The organism is Paenibacillus sp. FSL H3-0457, assembly GCF_037981725.1.
GTDB classification, from domain to species: domain Bacteria; phylum Bacillota; class Bacilli; order Paenibacillales; family Paenibacillaceae; genus Paenibacillus; species Paenibacillus amylolyticus.
On record NZ_CP150283.1, the window covers coordinates 2,911,369 to 2,933,690 of the forward strand.

Here is a 22,322-nt window from a genome sequence, read left to right on the forward strand (position 1 = left end):
TTTTTAAACGGGTACATATTTTTACCGTTTCTCAGGGAGTGTTACGTCACCGAGAATCCCTGCCTGATAGCCTTTGACTACAGCACCAATTCTGGACTTTACACCAAATTTCTGCGTAATAGAAGTTATATGATACTCCACTGTACGTTGACTGATCGCCAGATCCTGTGCAATTTCCTTATTGGTCATCTCCAGTGCAATACGATTAAGCACTTCCCGTTCAGTTGCTGTGAGTGATTCCTCCAGATTAGGGGATAACATGGTCTCTGGAATAAGAACATGTCCCAATATACTTTGGTGAATGGCGTTGATAATCTGTCCATACGTTGCTTGTTTCGACAAGTAGGCATGGACGCCCAGATCATAAGCTTTTAACTGGAATTCGTGATAGTTGTATCCGGATAACAGTATGATTTTAACGGATAACCCGTATTGATCTTTCAATCTTCTCACAACCTCGAACCCGTCAAGCTGGGGCATGCGGATATCCATCACAACAACATCTGGTCGCAACGCCTCTACTTCGGATAAAAAAAGCAATGGATCGCTGAATGTTTTCAGTACCTGTATGCCGGGTTCGCGGTTTAAGCGGTTGTTGAGACCTTCCATGACCAGAGGATGATCATCAAGTAGTACGACTGTAATGGGTTCGCTCATTGTTCAGTTGCTCCTTTGGTTAAAGGCAAACGGATGTTGATTGAGGTTCCTTTGCCAAGGCTGGAATGTATGGTGAATTCTCCACCGAGATGCTGAATGCTGCTCTGTATGGATATCAAACCGAAGTGCCCTGTTTCAGTATCAAATGTGGTATGAACATTGAACCCCAAGCCGTCATCCTCTACTTGGAGAATCAAGTCAGTATCCCTTGTATGTACCTGAATAGAGCAGAACGACGCCTGTGCGTGCTTCATCACATTCATAATGAGTTCGCGGACCGTCCGAAAGACGGTGGACTTCAGAGGTTCGTGCTTCAACTCTTCAGAGAGGGCGTTGTAGTTTAGTTCCATTCTGATGCCACTTTGTATTTGAAGTGTGCGGATGAGCCATTGTAACGCTTCCTCAAGATCACTTCGATCCATAATATGAGGGTAGAGATCATCACACAATTGACGTATATCTCTCTGGGAAGCATATAGGCACTCCAGCCAAACAGCCGTTTGATCCTTATGCGTCTCTCCGGTATCGTGTAATTCCTCCAAATCACGAGACAGGAAAATCAGGTTTTGAAGCAGTTGGTCATGAAGGAAATAAGAGGTTTTCATACGCTCTGCCTGTTGGGCTTCCATCATAATATCATTGAACTGCCGATGACGGCGTATCTGGTGTTCATGAAGAGCTGTCTGGTCTACACGGTATTCGTATCGCTTCTGCAGATCGGATAAGAGTCTGCCATTGACGAGCATTCGAATTGCTTCCAGCCTGCCTTTATCAATGATATCCTGCTCTTCTGCTGAAAAAAGGGTGCGATTTTCTTTGTGACCAATGCCCAGAAATCCTATCGTCTCCGTGGTGGGTTCACCTGACAGCTCCCAAACCTGCGCCAAATCAACTTTCTGTCGTAAAACTTCAATATCCAACGCCTGAATATCGATATTCTGAATGGAAGCAAAAACCCCTGTACCTTCCTGAGAATATCTGTGCTTATCATCAATCCATATGACAATTACACCTTCAATATCCAGCATCTTGTGGAACATCTCGGCAAACACGTGAATCATGTCCCGCATGTTTTGCTGCTCAGCCATTCGCACAGTCAACCGGAGTTGCTGGTGTTCCAACCAGTCTTTGTTAAGTTTGTTTTTCTTGCGTGAGCGTGTGAGCGTGTACTGATACACCCAAGTGATCAGCAAAAACGAGACAAACAGCAAGCTGATATGAATTAACGAATGCAGGTGAGAGGCGGCCAGAAACAGTAAAAAAACGATTAAAGCATATAGTCCATGAATCATCAATCTTGGCATAACCAGTTTGAGGTCAAGCATACTCCGTTGTACAAGTACATAAGTGAACATCCATGATAAAGGCAGAAATCCAATTAATGTGTACTCTACAGGCAATAACGGTTCACCTTGAAGCAGGGTTGGAATAGCAAAACAGATGATGAAGGGAATCAGGCTGACAATAATTCCTGTTAACATGAGCAATAGCTGGTTCTGCTCCTTGCGATTGTAGCTTTTACGATTAACCCATGTCATCCAGATTAAGATCAGAAGGGTTGCACAAAGAATAAAGTTGAGCAGATTGGTTGGACCAGACGGTGCAACAGGAGTACTGACGGTAGTAATGCCTTGATTGATCTGAATATCGGTCATCATCCACTGCTTGATGTACAGAAAGGCAAGGCCAGTAGAGTAGGCAATCGCAATACATCTGCTGATGATTAATAACCATCGAAAACGATGCAGACGGGTACGGAATACAAAAGACACATAAAAAGCAGTTAGACAGTAAGGTAACCATGCCGCACAAAAGGCCAAAATATAATTGGATAAAGGCAACTGGGAAGTGTATATCGTCAGTATACATATGGCCATGGACAGGTTAAGGAGGTAGAACAGACGTATCACTCGTGAACCGGGTTGGCTAAACAAGGCATAGGTTCCGGTCAACAATAGCAATAATTCTACTATGGATGAGAAGCCGATGTTGAACCATTCACGTGGTCCAGGCTTCATTGTATGTTGGGATGCCTGACCATGAGAATTCTCAACGCCGATGGTGTAGGCTTCAGTCACTAAGAATACACCTTTTTGATGGAGTAACTGGACTCCTCCTTTGGGTTCCAGCGAGATAACGGTGTCACCTGATCTAATCCCGGATGTATATCCTAAACCTTGTGGATCTACATCATGTACTGCCCAAGAAATGGAGGCATTTGGTGTCAACGAAAGTCCGATATAAGGATTCATAAATGAAGAGATATGGATATACGTGGCTGTCAGTACAAAGCACAACATCGTTACAAACCACACGAAATTAAATTTAGTTTTCATGAATCTATGTAATGAGAGTCCTAGTCGCATGGTAAAATCATCCGTTCTTATAAAATGCATCATTGGTAAAATGAAGTGGAAAAACAAGCCATGTAGCAATGACATGGCTTGCCGAGCATCACTCTATGTTAATGTAGCAGAGTGCCTAACATTTTGTACATCAAAACTGATGATTCCTGCCTGAGCATAGGCTGCTTCGATCTATAATCCACAGCACCGGTGCTGGATACAGATACTTCAGGACCGTAGAGACCTAGAGCAACTACAAACTGGACACCTTCTTCAGCCCAGCGATCCTGTGAACCGATGAGATCGGCAGTTACGGCAGGTGCGCCAAGGAGTTGTTGTGCCGTTCTCGATATGATCACCGCGGCCTCTTGCCTTGTTATGGCTTGGTCAGGATGGAACAATCCACGGGTATTACCTTGCACAATGCCCAGTTCAAGAGCGGTTTGAATGTAGGCGGCATAGGGACTTGATTGGGTATCTTTAAATGTTGGAGATTGAGCTGAAATGGACATTCCGCTTATGCCCACAACCTGTGTTACAAACTCCCCACGACTAACAGGCTTCTCTGGTTCAAATAGGGATTGATCCTGTGGATACAGGCCAATCTGGGTTAAGCGATAGATGTACGGAGCATAGGGATGGTCTTCTGGCACATCTTCATAAGGTCTGGCTTCTGGCAATTTCTCGGACCAGCTATCTGACTTGTTGTAATAGAAATACGTGATTTCACCGGACTGATTTTTTTTGAAACCAGCAAGCTTGCCGTCCTCATCCATGAACAACATGTCCTTAACGGGTGTTAAAGTGTGAGTGCCATAAGCATCTATAACCTGAAGCCCTGTCTCTGTTGCTGAAATATCATATAACCATGCGGGCAAACGGATATCCCGATATAGTCCCTCATAGGTACGGAGTGAAGACTTGGGTACGCTATAATCACTATAATGCGTCTCGTTGTTTGGATAAAAATGATCCATAAATGCTTGAAAAAGCGCTTCTCGCACATCTGGTCCATCACTGTTGGAGACGATAAATAGTCCAGTCTTCTCGTTAGGCAACAGCCACAGATTGGAATGGAATCCGTCCAGATCGCCTGCTTTACTCACGACTTTCCGTCCATGATTATACTGCGAATAGGTGGATTCGAATCCGTAACCTGTTCCAGGTATATCCGGGTGTATGGAGACATCCAACGTTTGCATCGCTTGGACGGATGACGGTTCGAGTATACGTGCACCCTGGTACGAACCTTGATTGAGCTGCGCAAGCATAAAGTGAGCCATATCCCGTCCAGTTGTAATTAATCCGCCCTCAGGGGAGCTGTCCGGTATATTGGGATATTGCGGAAGCTCCTGTCCTTCAGCGCCATAAGGAGTTGCGAGTTTACTCAGCGTGTCTTTGCTTAGTGTAAAATGGCTATCCGACATATCAAGAGGGTTGAATATATGCTGTTGTACATAAGTTTCAAACGGAAGTTTGGACTGTTTCTGAACAATGTAGCCCAAGAGTGCATAGCCGTAGTTGTCGTAACAGAAAACTTCTCCTGGATTGCGAACAACGGACGGTTTGTTGTCTTGGATGAATTGCTGAAGCGGATAAGAACTTTCCAGTACTCTGTCTGTAGCTGCTACATCTGTGAAATCAAACCCGCTGGTGTGGGTCATCAGATGATCCAATGTTAACGCTGTTCCGGTATGGTTGGTCAGATTAAGACCATCTGTGTATGCGCTGATATCCTGATTAAGTTTTACGTTACCTTGCTCGGTCAATTGCATAATAGCGGTTGCTGTCAGCGTTTTGGAGATGGAGGCTACACGGAATAGAGTGGAGTCGGCGTCGACGGGGATTTGTTGTTCCACATTGGCATAACCATATCCTTTATTCAAAACGATCTGTTGATCGTGAACAACGGTGACTACCGCTCCTTTCAGAGCAGACTTCATTTCAGGTTGGGCGAAGAATTGATTGATGAACGATTCAGTTTCCTGAGGGCTTACCTGAGGAAGAGGGAGACTGCTCTCTGCCGATACACTGGTCATCGTGGTGAAACTCAGAGATGCCACCAGGAAGATGTTGGCTACGGCACGTTTCCAATTAGGATTTGATTTGTAGCTGTGTTGTTGTTGAGTTGGACATGTTGCTACGTGAGATTTCATGAAATTCTCCTTTGAGTTGAGATATGTTCGTTCTCTTACATTCAAGTACATCTATAATCTATCAGTTCGAATGTAATGGCGATTCCGTAGTACGCACTTATTACGGCAGGACTACCGCAAACCTTTTTGCGTGATCCCGCAATTGTTGAGGATGAAGAGTGAGTTTTGAATAATCTTGAATATATGAAAAGAGGTATTTGTCATGATGACCCAACGGGGGTCTCGACAAATACCTCTTTTTGTTTCGTCTTTTTATTTTCCATGCAAAGCGACATCGTGCAAAGTAATTGGGAAGTAGATTTTATAAAACTACCCGTACATCCGTCGTTCAAGTTCAGCATAGGCAATCGCAGGATCATCACTGGAATTATCAATATAAGCGACGGATGAAGCAGGGAGGGGCCAGGCTATTTCTTTACGGACGAGAGAAGCTGTGAAGGCATCCCAGTTGGCTAACTTCCATTCATCTAGTGGGGATTGTCTCGCTGTGATCCGTTTGTGATACAATGCTTCATTCTCAAGATAAATATAGGCAACCCTCACATCCGTATCTTTCAGAGAACGTCCAATCCGTGCGAGTTCCTGCTCGATCCAGTCAGGGGTACCGATTTCCTTGGTAAATGGCCCCACAACGATACTATCGATACCCAACTGAACGTTATCCAGAGCAGCATCCATCGTAATGCGGTACCCAAGATCACGGCATAACCTTTTGTATTCAGGTGAATCTCGGTCGGAGGGATCAAGTCCCTGAAGGGTCATGATCGCCTCAGCCGCGGGACGAAGCAGAATATCCATATCGAAGAAAGCCGCTTTATGTTTACGGGAAAGGGCTTTGGCAAGGGTGGTCTTGCCACTTCCGGCCCCGCCGAGAAAGAAAATTAGTTTGCTCATGAATGTAATGCCTCCTTTAATTAGATTCAAAAAATAGTATATGTAATTGAAAAATACACGAGTATATAGATTTATCATTAGAGTTCGTGAATGAAAGGACTTGTTTATTTTAACATAAATAAAGAAGCTTGTTGGCTAGACAAAAAAGGAAGGATAAGGTAATATTATACCTAGTTGTTCTATGCATAGGTTTCCGATGTATATAAAAAGAAGAGATTTAAAAGTGTATTTTTCAAAATCTAAAAATTCTTGCTAAATGAATTGAAAAGGAAGGAGTGAGCGCGTTGCAGGTTAACAAACAAATGATTAAAGGCAGTACCGAAACATTGATTCTGACCCTGCTTCAGGAACGACCGTTGTACGGATATGAATTAATTAAGGAATTACATCGTCAATCCGAGGGTGTGTTTAATCTGAAAGAGGGAACGTTATATCCTATTTTGCATGCTATGGAGATTGAAGGATGGGTAGAGTCGTACTGGATGGAGGTTGAAGGCCGTAAACGGAAATATTATTCAATTCGTAACAAGGGGATGGAGGCCTTACAAAGTAAAAAAGCAGAATGGAATATGTTCCGTAGAGCTGTGGATCGGGTTCTTGGGGAAGGAGGCCTGACATGACGAATCGAGATGAGCGAATTCAGCATTATCTTGATCACATGTGTGTTGAGGTTAAAGCTCGCGAAGTACATAACGACCTGTGTGATGAGTTGGGAAACCACATGGAAGAGATGATTTTGGATAAAAAACAAGAAGGTTATACAGAGGAAGAAGCAATTGCATATGCCATTGAACAGATGGGCGATCCCGCTGTCGTAGGCAAGAGTATGCACCGGTTGCATCGCCATCGTATGCATTGGGGGTTGCTAACGGGACTTGCCAGTTTGCTAATCATTAGCCTGCTGCTGACATGGATTTATACGACAAATATCTCGGTTGAAAGATTTCAGTTTTTGTATAAAAGTCATTTGCTCTACACTATTGTTGGTTTAGTGCTGATGGTATTTTTGATGTATTTTGATTATCAAAAATGGAAAAAATCTGCCTGGTGGATCTATATTTTGTTAAGTGGTATGTTGTGGATTAATCCGCTGGTATCACCGTTTGATTATGGTGTACAACGGTTCTGGAGCATATTTGGGTTAACAATTGATCTTACGACGATATCCATGTGGGTATTGCCCCTTGCCATAGGTGCGATTATGATGGATAAGCTGCGTACTAAGTGCGATGTACAATCTGTCTCCACGTATATTCTTCTTGTTGCTTTGCCGTCTTTTAGCCTGTTTCAGGCTTCAGATTGGGTGCGATTGTTTCCATTCGGAATGGCAACTGTTATCTTGTTTGCCTGGATCACACGAAAATGGTTTTATACGTTTGTGGGTGCTGCAATTAAGGGAAGTGTCACTATGATACAGTTGTTTTTGGGTGGTGAATACAGGCGGTTTGAGAGACTCTCTGTTGTATTGGATCTCCAGAATGATCCGCTAGGAAACGGTTACTATAACCAAACGATTATGAATATTCTTCATTCTGCCGGATGGTGGGGAAACGGTTCTGACACGTCTTTGGACCACTTTACAGGATTTTATATGGACTATCCCGGTGTAATGCTTATTGATGTATTTGGTTGGTTAGCAGGCATAATGCTGTTGCTTGGAATCGTATGGTTTCTTACTAGTATGCTGAAAATGCTACCTCGTGTACTCGATGAATTTGGTCGTATGATCGTGTTCAGTATTACAATGATGTTCGCATTGCAAATGCTTTACTCGCTGGCTATGACTACCGGAAAGGTTCCGATTGTTAGCGTTACTTTCCCTTTTATTGGATTTGGTTCTCATGTGATCTTAGAATACGCCATGATGGGTTTACTACTTGGAGTATATCGACGTAAAGATACTATTTCATTGAGAAGCAAACAGGGAGAGCCGATCACGACAATGTCAAAATAAAAAAGATACGTGATCGGATGGTATAAGTCATATAATACGATGTTTAATCAGATTGATGTCCTCGTGCGTCAGAAGGAAACCAGATATGACGCAGGTTCACCCAGCCCTGGCTGTTGAAAGATAGACCACGTACCGAAGGCAGATAAGCGGTTTCTACCGGTTTTTCTGATAAATGGAACAGTAAATTCTGATCAACCAAAAATTGCTCAATTCGATCTAATTCACAAGTTCGATCCGCAGCGATGGGAGAGGCGACGATGGTTTGTAAGATCTCATGGATCGTTATACGAGCAGAATCTTCCAGATGCTCAGATAACGTAGAGTAAAGATCGTATCTTCGCAGTTCTTCGTCCCTGTCCCGAATGAGAGAGAAGAGAATCAGATCAGACTCCAGCCGCAGATTTCCTTTGAACTGCTCCATCGTAGCAGTACGGACGGTACACGAGAAACCGCACTGCTCCAGTATGGACGCCAGATGTTGGGCATCTCTGCGATATTGTGGAATGGTTGCAATGTGCAAGGAGATGGGACTGGAGGATACGGAACTTATCGATATATCGCTAAATCCCTCCGAGTGGACCTGGACTTTCTTGGTATTCACCGCACTAAAATCAGTCTCCACGACTTCAGAGTTATCTCCATGTCGGTCATCTCTATACATGCCAGCAAGGCATGACTGAAGGTGTGCTCTTACTTCCGGATCGTTTAACGGTCCGGTTTTTTGTGTATTACACGTGAGTAATTTATGAACCATTACACCTGCACTAATCTGTGTCCAGTCTGCACCCGCAGACGAAGACGGATTATGAACAAGATGAAAGAACGGAGTTTCGATATCTTGGCTATCGTCCATTTTTGCCGAGGCACTCCACGGAATCTGCAGGATATCTACCCGGTCCATATGTGCTCTACCCTGAAAATACGATGAAAAGGCTTCAAGTCTGCACAAGTGATCATCCCAGGCGGTGACCTTGAACGGTCCCGTCCCAACAGGTTTTTGCATCCCATGCACATCACCCGAATGCTTCATCTTATGTTCGTTTGTTCCTGGTGAGGGTACAATCGCCGCACGACTTGTTGTCAGGAAGGATAAAAACAATTCATGAGGATTTTTAAGCTGGAAACACACGGTTAAGGAATCGACCGCTTCAATAGATAGAATCTGTTTACTTACATCACGGTACAGTGTCCGGCGATCTGTAGACTGCAGTCGTTCAAACGTATGCACTATATCATGGGCTGTCAACAACTGACCATCGTGAAATGTAATACCTTTTCGCAAATAAAAGATCCAGGTCTTTCGGTCTGCACTGACATCCCAGGTATGAGCGAGACATGGAAGGATCTCTCCCTGTTCACCCCGCTGAACCAACCCGTCAAAGACATGGCTGGTAACAAAGGATTCAGCTAATAGATTAATGAACAGCGGATCAAGGGCATGAAGCTGTTGGCGCAGGGGCAACCGAAGCGTATCAATCTGCTCATTATTGGTGCCGGCTTCCGTATGATGTCCTGAATACCCAAGCAACCACTGGTTTAGATGATCCTGCATGATTGTTGAACTGGAGAATGCGCTCACCTGCTCGGCAGCTTCCTGTAACTCCCGGCGATTCATGGCCTGCATCATATATTCTGCGGCGATTTGATCAGCCGGAACAAGCAAGGTCAGTGAAGAACGCCGACCCCGGCCACGCTGGGAAACCCAACGAATCCAATCATGGGCAACCATCTTTTTGACAATTGTTAACGTATTGCGGTGTGTACAATTTAGCAATTCAGCGAGATCGGCGAGTGTAAGTTCATGTTCTGTATGGTGGCCGTAATGACGATGCAACAGCAGATATTGCTGATGTAATTTCAAGTGTTGATTCCCTCCTGGAGGTGAACTCTGACGTATTCCTCTAAAATAAGAAGTTTTGTCGATTTTAATTTCTATTTATATTCCTATTTTATCATCTAGAATATAGCATAGAAAGGTTAATGGAGGTTTTTCCCATGATTGATAAAATAATGGCTTCACCGCAACGCGCTCTAATCACGTTACTGTCTGCATGGATGCTGGCGATCATTCACCAGTATTTATTCTATGGTAATGAGATTGGCGTATCGTATCCTATCTTTGTAATTCTCTTTTATGTGTTCATGTATCTGTTTGCAAGGGATCGCATGAGGTCTTTCAAGTTCATTGATGCTTTTGTAGCGGCTGTAGTGCTATTGTTGTCGCTAACGTTTCTGTTATACGACAATGAACTGCTGTATGTTCTTAATTTTCTGGTCATACCTGGCGTAGTTATCTTACATATGACGTATCTGATGGGCAGAAAACAGAAGCAGTGGTGGGAGATTGGTTTGATTGGTACGGCTATTGACCACTTGCTACCTCAAGCCATACGTCATTGGGGGACTGTTGCTGCTATTGCTGTGAGAGCAGGCGGGCGTGGCATGGGCAAATCCCAGAAAACAGTTGTTTTCAAAGTGCTCATTGGTCTTGTGGCGTCCTTGCCTATCCTCATTGTAGTCGTTGCATTACTGTCCTCTGCTGACGGGGTCTTTGATCAGTATTTAGCCGGTTTTCCGGAGTGGCTGAATCAATTGGCTTTTACTCCAGGGATACCGAGAATCATCTGGATTGTCATCGCAGGTGTATTGCTGTTTGGTTATGTATGGGGATTTGTACAGCCAATGCAATATGAGGCAGAGAAGAGAGCGAATGCACATTGGAAAAATGGAGCAGCATCCACGGTTGATAAGCGTGATCACACCTATATATTCTCTCCTGTGGACCCGGCCACTGAAGGTCAGGTTACCAATAAGATTACACCCGAGCCCGAACGCACTCCAGTTCAGCGGGAACCATTCAGATTGGACCCCATCATTGTGGGGACGATGCTGATTGTCATTAACTGTGTGTACGTTTTGTTTGTACTTGTACAGTTTTCGTATCTGTTTGGTGCAGGAGAGGGGCATCTTCCGGTAGATCTGTCTTACGCAGATTATGCGAGAAGTGGATTCGCAGAGTTAATTCTCGTCACAGGTATTAACTTCTTTATTCTTATTGTTGCTTTGCAGTATACCCGTTCGAGTGGCAAAACGGGTTCCATCGTGCATCAGGTACTTCTCTTGATTCTGGTCAGTTGTTCAGCAATTATGTTGTATTCCGCGTTTATGCGCCTGAATCTTTATGAGCAGGCATATGGATATACGTACATCCGCTTCCTGGTACACGCATTCATGATCTTCCTCGCACTCCTGTTGCTGATTGCTGGCCTTCGTATACGGTACACGTCAATACCGCTGATCCGCTGGTATATTGTGCTTGCGCTCACTGCATATGTTGCTGTCAATTATGTGGGCATGGATAAACGGATTGCCGAGCTGAATATTGAACGTTATCATCAGACTGGCAATATTGATGCAACCTATCTGGCAAGTCTGTCGGCAGATGCAGTTCCGTTACTTCGAGAGTTTGCCCAGGAGGAGTATCCGGATCTTAAGAGGGAAATGCTGGAACGTCAAGCCTACCTGGACGAGGATGCATCAGATCGTTCATGGCCTTCTTATAACGTGGCGAGACACCGAGCTGAACTAGAAATGTCCAAATTGAGAACGGAATAGCTGAATAGTAGTTGTTTTCACGTACGGATTTATGCAAAAACAATATGTAAGTGTTATAATATAAAAACTAACCTATAAAGGGGGTGAATCCCTTGTTTGAACTGCAGGAGTTATTACCATATTTATTCTCGATTGGACTCATCTTCACCGTCAGTTATGCCTATATTGCCCATCTTCACTGTGGCATGACGGAGTACTGGATGGAAGGTGGCGCCGGTGGTGGACTTGAACCTGTTCTTCCCGCCCTGTGTTTGGACAGACAGCATAGACAGGAAGACTGGAGCCGCATGATTAGACGAAGAGAAGCGCCCGATGAAGATGAACCAGATTGTCATTCCTCGTTGAACGATTGGTCAACAAATCAACGAGGAGGATATATATGGAACATAAGACTAACAAGGGATTCACTTTTACTTCGGGCAAGGGACGGATCTATGGCCTGATTGTCATTTTGTTTGCAGTCATGCTGCTTGCCGGATGCAGTAACAACGTGTCGGAGATTACTTCATCGACACCGGGATTTTTTAATCACTACATTGTATTTCCACTGTCGTACCTGATTCAGCACATTGCCACCATATTTAGTGGAAGCTACGGGATCGCGATTATTGTAATTACGCTTGTCATTCGTCTGGCACTGTTGCCATTGATGATGCGTCAAGCCAAGTCCCAGCAGGGAACACGAGTCATCATGAACGCCATGAAACCCGAGATGGATGCGCTCAAGAAAAAATATGAAGGCAAAAATGATCCTGCTGATAAGCAAAAGCTGTCTCAGGAAACGATGGAGCTATACAAGAAACATAAGTTCAATCCGCTGAACATTGGTTGCTTGCCGATGCTCATTCAGCTGCCTATACTTTCAGGTATTTACACAGCCATCCGACTTACACCGGAGTTGTCCTCCCACTCGTTCCTGTGGTTCAAACTGGGAGCGCCGGACTACGTACTCGCTGTGGTGGTCGCGGTCATATATCTGATTCAAGCCAAGGTATCACAAGCCAATATGGCGCCTGAGCAGCGAAAACAGTTCGCCATTATGGGTTATCTCTCCCCATTGATGATGGCATTCTTTTCTCTTACAGCTCCGGCAGCGATGCCGCTCTACTGGACCGTTGGGGGTTCGTTCCTGGTACTACAGACATTATTGTTCCGTAAAATGTACCCGGTGGAACACCCACAGGAGCCTGTGGTTGTGGAAGTAAGTAAGAAAAAGAATAAAAAATCCAGCTCCGCCAAACCTTCTCGGAAACCTGCAAAGTCTTAATAAATTTGGTCGCAGGTGACAAGAGAAACATGGTGACTACGTAATCTTGTTAAATACAATAAACATAATGAAGAAGCCTGATCCATATGGATCAGGCTTCTTTTTTGTACAATCAGGTGTTCCTTTTTAGTTTTTTACGAAAGCGGATGGAAAGCATAACGTCCACTGCCTGTTCCCCAATATCACTTAATGATATATACTTACCTGATCAAATATGATATTGATAATCAATATCAATTATTGAGTGATGTATACATTGGAAAAAGTGAAACGAGGAGTGCGGGTAGATGCAAGAGGAAGAAGCAAGACAGGGATTTACACCAGAGATGATTGATATGATGGCCAGTATCTGGACACGTTCGATCATTACATTAATAGATGTACGCTTTCAGAATGTAGCGTCACAATACCCGTTGGAGCAATATAAAATGCCTAGTAGCATGTTTATCTATGCATATGGGGGAGAAGCGCAAATCCAACTGAATGAAACCACATTTGCAATGGAACGCTTCGGTTTAGTTCACGGCGGGAAGGGGAGCCTGCTCAGTATTACACCTAAAGAGGAGATGGTGAAGACCTTTATGGTGTTTTATAGAGCAGAATCACCTCTCTTTTTCAAGAAACATCTGCAACAATTACTGGAGCAAGTAAATCCATTTGTTCAACAGTTTGGTTATACGCCAAGTAATCCCATCTTGCTACGCGATTGGTTCCAACGGATGATGAATGGCTGGAAACGTGGCAAAGCGATGGATCAGCTACAGGCCAAAAGTTTTTTATATCAATTGATTCATGAGGTGTTCAGGGATTTGGAGGGTGGTGAGATTCGGTATCTCCAGCCAGATCCAGCCTGTTCTGCCAAGGTATATCTCGATAAACATTACAGGGAGCCGATCATGTTTCAGCAAATTGCCGATATGTTTGGGATCAGTGGTGGACAATTGACGCGGTTGTTCAAAAAAAGGGAAGGGATGAACTTACAGGAGTATCTCATTCAGAGAAGGATTGAAGCTGCCTGTCATGACTTGAAACATACAGAAGCGACAGTTAAAGAAATCGCAACAGGAGCTGGTTTCACAGATGAGAAAAACCTGTTCCGCATGTTTAAGAAGCATTACAAGATGACGCCAAGTGATTATCGGAAAATAAACGCACTATCCATGCAGGTTGATGGTATTGATAATGATTCTCATCTCCCTTACGATGAGAGGGAACTAGCGAGTCTAGTCAAGTCTTATAGAGATGGGGAATCAACGATGTTTGGATCTTTAAGAAGTAAAGAAATGATTTTGGCGGCGGCGATAAGCATGATGCTCTTATTAACGGCATGTACGTCAGGGACGCCAGCGAATAATGGGGGAACGGCAAATACAACACCTGCGCAGACACAGCAAACGACACAACAGGAAGGGTCGGAGACAAAAGCTTCAGAAGCAGTCTCGCAGACCAGAACGATATCCACAGTTAAGGGTGATGTTGAGGTACCTGATAACCCTCAGCGAGTTGTAGTCGATTATTTGGTTGGTGATGTGGTAGCCCTAGGTGTAACTCCTTTAGGTGTGGCTAGAGCTGCACGGGGGGAGACAGAGCCTGTTTATGCTAACCAGATTACAGACTCCATAAAAGTAGCCATGGAGCCGGAAGATATCATGACGCTTGAGCCTGATCTTATCATTTTGGCATGGAGTGATGAGTCGTATGATGATTTATCCAAAATTGCCCCCACCATTTATGTTCCCTATGGTGATATGACTACAGAAGAGCGGATACAATTTATTAGCGATGTTTTGAACAAACAGGAAGAGGCTAAGGATGTTTTGAATGCTTATACCGGAAAAATCGAAGAAGCAAAGCTAGCCTTTCAGAATGCGGGCCTATCCGATGTGACGATTACGGTTGGAGAATTCAGTGATAAAAGTAACTACATAGCTGGAGCCAAGCATGCCGTTGGCGAGCTTGTTTACGATGAACTTCAATTGCAGGCACCTTCAAAAGTCCAAACGGATATTATCGATGCAGATAAATATTGGGGCGATGTCTCCATGGAAGTATTACCCGCTTACTCTGGGGATTATATGATCTTCTTAGGAGATGGAAACGTTGCTTCTGATAATGCAGTGTGGAATGCCATACCTGCTGTGCAACATGATCGGATCGTAAAGGTAGATTCTTCGCTATCTTGGTCCACCGACGTAATGACTTCCAGTGCATTGATTGATTATATTGTTAGTCAATTGCTAGCATTAGCTAAATAAGAGTTAGAACGAAATTTTAATTGAGCACTCCAAATTTTCAAACATGACCAGTCGAATTTATGGACGTTCATATCCATATTCGTTTGGATTGTAAATAGGTGATGAAAGGGAAACGAGATGAAAAGCAAGCCTGAACAAAAACGCCGTGGGGCGATGAACTTCACCATGTACATGGTAATAGGGCTTGGATTAACGGTTCTCATGTCGGCGGCATCCATTATGTTTGGTGCTGCTGATATGAGGTTAGCAACGGTATGGGAGGCTATTTTCCGATTTGATCCAATGCTCACTGAACATCAAATTATTCAAACCATGCGTCTCCCGCGTACCGTAGCTGATCTGATCGTTGGGTGCAGCCTTGCGGTATGTGGCGCTATCATGCAGGGGACAACGCGTAATCCGCTGGCCGACTCCGGGCTGATGGGGATTAGCTCTGGCGCAGCATTTGCAATTGCACTATGCCTGGCCTTTCTGCCGGGTTATTCGTATTGGCAGATGATGTTGTTCGCTTGTCTGGGAGCAGCGATCGCCACCGGTATGACTTACTTTACCGCGTCACTGGGCAATCGCGGAATGACGCCTCAGCGGCTTGTACTGGCAGGTCTGTCTATTTCAATGTTGTTTGGCGCACTCAGTCAGTACTTGGCAATCAATTATGATTTGGGGCGAGCATTGACATTCTGGACGGCGGGTAGTACAGCGGGTGTCAAATGGGGAGAATTGCTGATTATCTCACCGCTCTTTGTTGGGGGTATACTGCTGGCACTGGCGCTGTCCCCTTCCGTTACATTGCTCAGTTTGGGAGATGATGTGGCAAGTGGACTCGGCATTCGTAGCGGACTGGTCAAGATTTTGTCGACAATTATTGTACTTGTACTGACTGGATTGGCTGTTGTTGTGGTTGGCCCGGTTGGTTTTGTGGGTCTGATTACCCCGCATATTGTGCGATATATGGTAGGTGTCGACTATCGATACATTATTCCGGCAGCGGCGTTATATGGTGCGTTGCTGACCGTATCGGCTGATTTGGCTGGACGTTTGATCAATAAACCGTTCGAAACGCCGATTGCCATTATATTTTCTATCATTGGTGTGCCGTATTTTCTCTTCTTGGCTCGAAGACAAAGGAGGGAATATGAATGATCAAGCGGCGTTATACGATGAAACGAGGCATTATCATCAATGTAGTGCTTATGGTGCTCATCCTTGTGTTTGCGATCATTAGCATGAATTCTGGCAAAATGAATCTTTCACCGCTAGAAGTGCTGAACGTTCTCATAGGAAACGGTACCGATAAGCAAAATCTGATTGTGTTTGATTTTCGTTTGCCACGAATTGTACTTTCGATTTTGGTAGGTCTGGGAATGGGAGCGGCGGGGGTCGTGATGCAGAGTTTGCTGCGTAATGACATGGCTAGTCCGGGAACACTGGGAATTAGTTCGGGATCGGGTTTGTTTGTCCTGTTCTTTGTTGTATTCATTGCATCCACAGGCAAGAGTTCCTTTATTGCTCTGCCTCTGTTGGCTTTTGTTGGCGGACTATTGGCGGCGGGGTTGATCTTCTTATTATCGTATCGCCGCGGACGAGACATCTCGCCAATCGGTTTGATTTTGACCGGGGTCGCGCTAGGAAGCGGGTACGGGGCGCTGACGACCTTCTTGACACTCAAGCTGGATGATTCGCAGATGAACTTCATGCTGTATTGGCTGGCGGGGAGCCTATGGGGCGATGATTGGGGTTATATCTCCATACTGACACCATGGGTCTTGATCTTACTCGGCTATATTTTTTACAAGGCTCGCATATTGAATGCCCTCCATTTGGGCAATCAGACAGCACAGGGGCTTGGTGTTTCCGTGAAGCGACAGTTCTTGGGGTTGTCAATCGCTGCTGTTGCTTTATCCTCTGGCAGTGTAGCTGTGGGAGGTAGTTTCTTTTTCGTTGGATTGATCGCTCCGCATATGGCCAGAAAACTGGTCGGTCCCGATCACAAATTGCTCATTCCGGCTGCCAGCTTGGCTGGGGGACTAGTCGTGGTGTTGGCTGACACGATTACGCGCACGGTTAGCCTCGTAGGAGATGTGCCAACAGGAATCGTTATTACAGTTATTAGTGTTCCATATTTTCTTTATTTACTAGCAAAAGCCAAATAACACAATCAATAATATAGTCGGAATTTTTTGTGGAAAACGGCTTGGCAGGACTGTGCGCTGCATTTTAAAGCAGAATGCACGATATCAAAAGTTCAAACATCGAAGTTACCCTGTATTACCGCTATGCTTTTTAAACAATAGCTATAGAAAAAGATGCCATTACGAGGATATCGTATTGGCATCTTTTGATTTTTTCTCATGTGATAGTTAATTTGATACTGGAGAATTATTCAAGATTTATATGGCAGGTTCATCCGACAGCTGAAAACGGGAAACGAAATACCAGATGAGCTCGCGACGTGAGGATACCTTGGTTTTGGCGAAAATGGATTTTAAATGATCCTGAACCGTGTAGACGGAAATATGCATCGCAGCAGCAATTTCCTTGGACGAATAGCTACGTAGCACATATCCGAGCAGTTCCCGCTCTCGACTGGATAATCCATGGCTTTCAGCGAGCAAGGGCAGTAAATCCTGTGGCATCGCCTGCTCCAAATGGATAGCAATCTGATCCGGCCCTGTAAGCTGTTGCATGAGACTAGCATGAAGTATGAGGTAACGCCCATCCGGAAGTTGGATGCAAACTTTGGAGGGTGATTCGGGAGCGATCTGAGTATCCACGACCAGTTCTGCCCGATTCTTGCGCTGCAGGTGGGAACTCACTGCACGTACCGGACGGGGCAGAACATCAGGCCCTACATGTTCCAGCATGCGCAATTGGGACAGCCAATATTGAGCGGAGGCGTTCAGGGATAAGAGCTGGAACGTGTCTGAGGTGATCAAAATTCCGGGTTCCTCGGGACTTTCACTCGTGATCTCATCGATCAGTGTCAAGCTCGTGGACCGCAGCATCGATGCAATAGAAGCGGTCCAGGACTGAATCATCCACCGCTCCTCCTCTGTAAAGACAGCACTTTCTGTCTTACGATATAGGGTCAGATATCCCCAGCAAGCGTCTCCACTAACCAATACAGCACGTAGTTCATCACTGAACCCCGCTGGCTGAAGAATGTTGATATATCGAGGGCTTTGTTCAAGCTGTAAGTTGGACGTATGAAGTGTAGCTGTATGCTCACCGCTGCGAATTAATTCAGCGTATTTATGTATATCTTCTTCCATGTATTCATTGATGAATAACCGATCATGAATGGCCTCAATGCCATCTTCTGTCACGGCTCCTGTGGAGAGAAGAGTCAGAGGATCAACGGTAGTGAAACAGTATGCATCGTAAGGTATAACCGTATGGATCTGCTTAAGAACAGCTTCCCGATAGGTATGTGAGGTCCAGGTTCCTTTTTCAAGAGAAATGATAAGTCTGTGGTTCCGATCAATACGTGATGTCAACAAGATTACTCCTCTCTCTGTGCGCATATCCCAATGTTCTGGGATTGTAGGCTCGCCGTATCCTTCTATAATGAAATTAGACGAACAACGAGTCAAGTCTAACTTCAATTCAAGAGGAGTGCGGTGTCTATGAATCACAATCCATCACCAATGAGCTGGGAAACAGCAGATGTTCATCGTTACGAACAATCGATAGCCCTGAAAATTCCGGGTTATTCTCATATGCATGATCTAATGGAACGGCTGCTTTCAGCATCTTTTGCGAATAACAACGATATTCATATCCTTGTTGCCGGAGCAGGAGGGGGAAAAGAGATTGCTCTGCTCGGATCACGTCATGCCGGTTGGACATTGACTGGAGTAGATCCATCACAGCCGATGCTGCAACTTGCTGAGAAACGAGTCGCGGAAGCAGGCATCGGTTCCAGAGTGAAGTTGCAATCTGTCACGGTTGAAGAATTGCCGGAGGATATTGTATATGATGGGGCGACAAGCATGCTCATGTTACATTTCCTTCAGGGGATGGAGGCCAAGAGAACGTTTCTGACCAGCCTCGCAGCGAGACTTAAACCGGGTGCACCACTGATCATTGCGGCTGTGAATGCCGATCTTTTTTCACCTGCACATCCAATCATGATGCAAGCTTGGAAGGATCACATGTTGAGTGTGGGCGTCCTTCCAGAAGAGTGGGAGCGCTTTGCTGCTTCCCTGGGCCGTGAATCCGATCCAATATCCTCTGAAGAGATGACTCAGCTACTGACCGAATGCGGTTTCTCACATATTACACGTTACTTCGGGGCGTTCTGGGTGGAGGGGTATTATGCAATTCGAAACTAGCGTGAAGCCTATTAAAGATCAGATCTGGGTGGTTGGTGGTTATGGTCAAGTGGGGCAGATGATATGTACTCGACTGGGGAAATTGTTCCCGGGTAAAGTATGGGCTGCGGGTACACGCATGAACCGTGCGGAAGAGTTCAGCAGGTCTACAGGTGGTGCTGTACTACCGCTTCAACTGGATGTAACAAAACCTGTGGAGCCTTCCATGTTACGGCCTGTGAAGCTGGTCATCATGTGTGTGGATCAGAGCGATACCCGGTTTGTTGAAGCCTGTGCACAAGCCGGAACCGACTATATTGATATTTCTGCAAAATATGATTTTCTCGCTCAGGTTGAACAGCTCCACACCAAAATGCAACGTTCCAAATCGACCGCGATCCTCAGCGTTGGATTATCACCTGGAGTGACTAATTTGCTTGTGCGCGAAGCGACCATGCATATGGATCAGGTGGAGGAAGCAGACATTACCGTAATGCTGGGACTTGGAGAGAAGCACGGAAAAGCTGCCGTGGAGTGGACCGTTGATCAGATGAATGCCACTTACCAAGTGATGCAAAAGGGCAAACCTGCTGAGGTACAAAGTTTCGGAGATGGCAAACGTATTGATTTTGGAGCAAAACTTGGGCAGCGGAAGGCCTATCGATTTAACTTTTCGGATCAGCATGTGGTTGCTCGGACGTTACGTATTCCAACCGTATCTACCAGACTCTGTCTGGACTCCCGCTGGATCACAGGATCCATGGCAATCTCCAAACGTGCAGGGTTGTTTTCGTTGTTGCGTATCCCGTCTATTCGGAATGGAACGGTTAAGGCATTTGGCCTTATTCCTGGGGGAGAACCGATGTATGCAGTCAAGGTCGATGCCGCAGGATGGGAAAATGGTGAGCAAATCCGCGTCGAACAACTACTGATCGGTGCAAAGGAAGCAGATGCAACAGCAGCGGTAGCTGCAGCCGTGGCAGAACGTGTGTATAAAACAGAGTTGCCACATGGTGTATTTCATATTGAACAGTGTCTCTCTTTGCAAGACATTCAGGATGCACTTCATACGCCACTAAAGGTGACGACCAAGATCACCTAGTTTCATGTTCTTTTGCTGAGAACCTCCGATCTGCTATGATGGAACAATAATCATGGCATGAATGGAGGGAGATCATGAACTGCGTTGCTGTATTACCTTATTACAAAGTACAGAGAGAAGTGACGGGTCTCGCCCAAGAGATTGAGATGAATGCCCGCTCCATGATTCTGTATTCAGATAAAATCGTGACCAAATACCGCGAGTTCAACATCACGGAAGTGTTTGATATGTCATTTCGCCGTATGGGTGATGAAGGTGGATTTTTCTATTTGCACACAAGCACAGGAGTATATCCATATATGGTCGAAATCGACCCGAAACCGTTTATACAACATTTCAGAAAGATGACGATCCAAAAATTAAAATGACTTGACCTTGCCGTTACGTGAAGGCTTACCCTCGGATATGGCAAGAACCATAACCAATTCAGAGGAGCCGTGAATGTAATGAGTATACTGATTCAGCAAGCTACGATCCTAACGATGAAAGATGCCGATGCCCCCTTTACGGGGGATATTCGTGTTGAGGGTGATCGCATTACTCATATTGCTGATCACATTCTGCCTCAACCGCAAGATGAGATTATCGATGGACGTAATAAGGTTGCCATGCCAGGACTAATTAATGCCCACCAACATACACCAATGAGTCTGCTCCGGGGATTTTCGGATGATCTGAAGCTGATGGACTGGCTCGAACGCAAAATGCTGCCCGCCGAAGCACGGATGAACCCGGAAGATATCTATTGGGGTGCCAAGTTATCCATCGCGGAGATGATCCGTTCGGGTACCACTGCTTTTGCGGATATGTATATCCATATGAACGAAATTGCAGAAGCGGTTAAACAAACGGGTATGCGGGCATCGCTTACACGTGGGATGGTATTCATGGAGGAGGATGGGGGACGCAGGTTGCAGGAGGCGATTGATCTTGTGCAACGCTGGTCTGGAGCGGCCGAGGGACGGATAACAACCATGTATGGGCCCCACTCACCCTACACTTGTCCCATGGAGCCGCTTCGTGAAGTCATTGCCATGGCTGTCACAGAGGATATCCCGCTACATATTCATCTGGCTGAGACAAAGGAAGAAGTTGTGAAGATTCGTGAGCGCTATGGCATGACACCGACGGAGTATTTGGAAGAGGCGGGTATGTTCGAACAGGCACATGTGTTGCTTGCGCATGGTGTACACCTCAATCGCAGGGACATCGGCAGATTGAAGGGCATGCGCGGCGGTGTAGCACATAACCCAGTCAGCAATCTGAAGCTGGGGTGTGGAATTGCTCCAATTACCGAGATGTTGGCTCAGGGAATTAACGTTGGAATCGGAACGGATGGAGCGGGAAGTGCCACAACCGTGGATATGTTCGAGGAGATCAAAGCCGCGACCTGGCTGCAAAAGCTGGATTATGGCGACCCAACTCGCTTGCCAGCCAAGGACGTACTAAGCATGGCTACACGCGGAAGTGCTAGTCTGCTTGGTCTACAGGATGAAGTGGGTATGCTTGAGGTGGGGTGCAAAGCTGATCTGATCCTGATCGATCTGGCGAAACCACATCTTCAACCGGTACATGAGGTAGAATCGTTACTGGCTTACAGCGTAAATGGGGCGGACGTGGACACCACGATTGTGAATGGTCAGATCCTCATGAGAGGCAGAAAGCTGCTCACGATCGATGAGGATGAACTTTACCGTGAGGTGAAGGTTAGAGCCAAACGGATTGTTGAGGGAATTTAATTTTAGGTGAATATGATCCGAACTG

18 protein-coding genes are annotated in these 22,322 nt (G+C 45.4%); 12 read left to right on the forward strand and 6 right to left on the reverse strand.

Features of this window, described 5'->3' with window-relative positions; translation table 11 throughout:
- Positions 1–21: 21 nt before the first annotated feature.
- From MHH25_RS13150 to MHH25_RS13165, 4 genes are all read right to left on the reverse strand, one after another.
- Positions 22–657, reverse strand: a complete 636-nt coding sequence (locus MHH25_RS13150) for a response regulator transcription factor (protein ID WP_340020169.1) — start codon at positions 655–657, stop codon at positions 22–24.
- The gene (locus MHH25_RS13155; RefSeq protein WP_340020170.1) at positions 654–2,957 is read right to left on the reverse strand and encodes an ATP-binding protein; all 2,304 of its coding nucleotides are present in this window, start codon (positions 2,955–2,957) and stop codon (positions 654–656) included. Before MHH25_RS13155 ends, MHH25_RS13150 begins: the two co-directional genes overlap by 4 nt.
- 164 nt (positions 2,958–3,121) lie before the next feature.
- A complete protein-coding gene (locus MHH25_RS13160; RefSeq protein WP_340020171.1) occupies positions 3,122–5,158 on the reverse strand; it encodes a serine hydrolase in 2,037 nt (678 codons plus the stop codon).
- A gap of 309 nt (positions 5,159–5,467) precedes the next feature.
- Positions 5,468–6,052: an AAA family ATPase gene (locus MHH25_RS13165; RefSeq protein WP_340020172.1), complete on the reverse strand. Its 585-nt coding sequence runs from the start codon at positions 6,050–6,052 to the stop codon at positions 5,468–5,470.
- 284 nt (positions 6,053–6,336) lie between these two features.
- On the opposite strand from MHH25_RS13165, the gene MHH25_RS13170 reads away from it, so the two are divergent.
- Both MHH25_RS13170 and MHH25_RS13175 read left to right on the forward strand, forming a co-directional pair.
- On the forward strand, positions 6,337–6,672 hold the full coding sequence (locus MHH25_RS13170) for a helix-turn-helix transcriptional regulator (protein WP_340020173.1): 336 nt from the start codon (positions 6,337–6,339) through the stop codon (positions 6,670–6,672).
- A complete protein-coding gene (locus MHH25_RS13175; RefSeq protein WP_340020175.1) occupies positions 6,669–8,006 on the forward strand; it encodes an FtsW/RodA/SpoVE family cell cycle protein in 1,338 nt (445 codons plus the stop codon). Before MHH25_RS13170 ends, MHH25_RS13175 begins: the two co-directional genes overlap by 4 nt.
- Positions 8,007–8,049: 43 nt before the next feature.
- Here MHH25_RS13175 and MHH25_RS13180 read toward each other — a convergent pair whose 3' ends face one another.
- Positions 8,050–9,867 carry an ABC transporter substrate-binding protein gene (locus tag MHH25_RS13180; protein ID WP_340020176.1) on the reverse strand — a complete coding sequence of 606 codons (1,818 nt, stop codon included), beginning with the start codon at positions 9,865–9,867 and terminating at the stop codon, positions 8,050–8,052.
- Between the two features lie 134 nt (positions 9,868–10,001).
- On the opposite strand from MHH25_RS13180, the gene MHH25_RS13185 reads away from it, so the two are divergent.
- The 6 genes from MHH25_RS13185 (at position 10,002) to MHH25_RS13210 (ending at position 17,296) form a co-directional block, all read left to right on the forward strand.
- Positions 10,002–11,621, forward strand: a complete 1,620-nt coding sequence (locus MHH25_RS13185) for a DUF4173 domain-containing protein (protein ID WP_340020177.1) — start codon at positions 10,002–10,004, stop codon at positions 11,619–11,621.
- A 92-nt stretch (positions 11,622–11,713) separates the two neighbouring features.
- Positions 11,714–12,064 (forward strand): hypothetical protein, encoded by a 351-nt coding sequence (locus MHH25_RS13190; protein ID WP_241230758.1) that lies wholly within the window; start codon positions 11,714–11,716, stop codon positions 12,062–12,064.
- Positions 12,001–12,888 carry a membrane protein insertase YidC gene (yidC, locus tag MHH25_RS13195; RefSeq protein ID WP_340020178.1) on the forward strand — a complete coding sequence of 296 codons (888 nt, stop codon included), beginning with the start codon at positions 12,001–12,003 and terminating at the stop codon, positions 12,886–12,888. Before MHH25_RS13190 ends, yidC begins: the two co-directional genes overlap by 64 nt.
- A gap of 287 nt (positions 12,889–13,175) precedes the next feature.
- Positions 13,176–15,143 (forward strand): AraC family transcriptional regulator, encoded by a 1,968-nt coding sequence (locus MHH25_RS13200; protein ID WP_340020179.1) that lies wholly within the window; start codon positions 13,176–13,178, stop codon positions 15,141–15,143.
- A 117-nt stretch (positions 15,144–15,260) separates the two neighbouring features.
- Positions 15,261–16,286 (forward strand): iron ABC transporter permease, encoded by a 1,026-nt coding sequence (locus MHH25_RS13205; protein WP_051447083.1) that lies wholly within the window; start codon positions 15,261–15,263, stop codon positions 16,284–16,286.
- Entirely contained in the window at positions 16,283–17,296 is a 1,014-nt protein-coding gene (locus MHH25_RS13210; RefSeq protein WP_017688818.1) for an iron ABC transporter permease, read from the forward strand. Before MHH25_RS13205 ends, MHH25_RS13210 begins: the two co-directional genes overlap by 4 nt.
- A gap of 237 nt (positions 17,297–17,533) precedes the next feature.
- On the opposite strand, the gene MHH25_RS13215 is transcribed toward MHH25_RS13210, so the two are convergent.
- Positions 17,534–18,640 (reverse strand): LuxR C-terminal-related transcriptional regulator, encoded by a 1,107-nt coding sequence (locus MHH25_RS13215; RefSeq protein ID WP_340020180.1) that lies wholly within the window; start codon positions 18,638–18,640, stop codon positions 17,534–17,536.
- A gap of 129 nt (positions 18,641–18,769) precedes the next feature.
- Here MHH25_RS13215 and MHH25_RS13220 point away from each other — a divergent pair, with 129 nt between their 5' ends.
- From MHH25_RS13220 to MHH25_RS13235, 4 genes are all read left to right on the forward strand, one after another.
- Entirely contained in the window at positions 18,770–19,477 is a 708-nt protein-coding gene (locus MHH25_RS13220; RefSeq protein ID WP_127546960.1) for a class I SAM-dependent methyltransferase, read from the forward strand.
- A complete protein-coding gene (locus MHH25_RS13225) occupies positions 19,461–20,558 on the forward strand; it encodes a saccharopine dehydrogenase NADP-binding domain-containing protein (RefSeq protein ID WP_340020181.1) in 1,098 nt (365 codons plus the stop codon). Before MHH25_RS13220 ends, MHH25_RS13225 begins: the two co-directional genes overlap by 17 nt.
- Positions 20,559–20,632: 74 nt before the next feature.
- Positions 20,633–20,926 carry a hypothetical protein gene (locus MHH25_RS13230; protein WP_036608638.1) on the forward strand — a complete coding sequence of 98 codons (294 nt, stop codon included), beginning with the start codon at positions 20,633–20,635 and terminating at the stop codon, positions 20,924–20,926.
- A gap of 78 nt (positions 20,927–21,004) precedes the next feature.
- Positions 21,005–22,297 carry an amidohydrolase gene (locus MHH25_RS13235; RefSeq protein ID WP_340020182.1) on the forward strand — a complete coding sequence of 431 codons (1,293 nt, stop codon included), beginning with the start codon at positions 21,005–21,007 and terminating at the stop codon, positions 22,295–22,297.
- The last annotated feature ends 25 nt before the right edge of the window (positions 22,298–22,322 follow it).

Bases quoted from the DNA above. Each gene is read 5' to 3' on its own strand.
- MHH25_RS13155 (WP_340020170.1), bottom strand. From the start codon at position 2,957: ATGTTGTGCTTTGTACTGACAGCCACGTATATCCATATCTCTTCATTT.
- yidC (WP_340020178.1), top strand. From the start codon at position 12,001: ATGGAACATAAGACTAACAAGGGATTCACTTTTACTTCGGGCAAGGGA.
- MHH25_RS13230 (WP_036608638.1), top strand. From the start codon at position 20,633: ATGAACTGCGTTGCTGTATTACCTTATTACAAAGTACAGAGAGAAGTG.
- MHH25_RS13200 (WP_340020179.1), top strand. From the start codon at position 13,176: ATGCAAGAGGAAGAAGCAAGACAGGGATTTACACCAGAGATGATTGAT.
- MHH25_RS13225 (WP_340020181.1), top strand. From the start codon at position 19,461: ATGCAATTCGAAACTAGCGTGAAGCCTATTAAAGATCAGATCTGGGTG.
- MHH25_RS13165 (WP_340020172.1), bottom strand. From the start codon at position 6,052: ATGAGCAAACTAATTTTCTTTCTCGGCGGGGCCGGAAGTGGCAAGACC.
- MHH25_RS13150 (WP_340020169.1), bottom strand. From the start codon at position 657: ATGAGCGAACCCATTACAGTCGTACTACTTGATGATCATCCTCTGGTC.
- MHH25_RS13175 (WP_340020175.1), top strand. From the start codon at position 6,669: ATGACGAATCGAGATGAGCGAATTCAGCATTATCTTGATCACATGTGT.
- MHH25_RS13235 (WP_340020182.1), top strand. From the start codon at position 21,005: ATGAGTATACTGATTCAGCAAGCTACGATCCTAACGATGAAAGATGCC.
- MHH25_RS13205 (WP_051447083.1), top strand. From the start codon at position 15,261: ATGAAAAGCAAGCCTGAACAAAAACGCCGTGGGGCGATGAACTTCACC.
- MHH25_RS13160 (WP_340020171.1), bottom strand. From the start codon at position 5,158: ATGAAATCTCACGTAGCAACATGTCCAACTCAACAACAACACAGCTAC.
- MHH25_RS13220 (WP_127546960.1), top strand. From the start codon at position 18,770: ATGAATCACAATCCATCACCAATGAGCTGGGAAACAGCAGATGTTCAT.
- MHH25_RS13210 (WP_017688818.1), top strand. From the start codon at position 16,283: ATGATCAAGCGGCGTTATACGATGAAACGAGGCATTATCATCAATGTA.
- MHH25_RS13185 (WP_340020177.1), top strand. From the start codon at position 10,002: ATGATTGATAAAATAATGGCTTCACCGCAACGCGCTCTAATCACGTTA.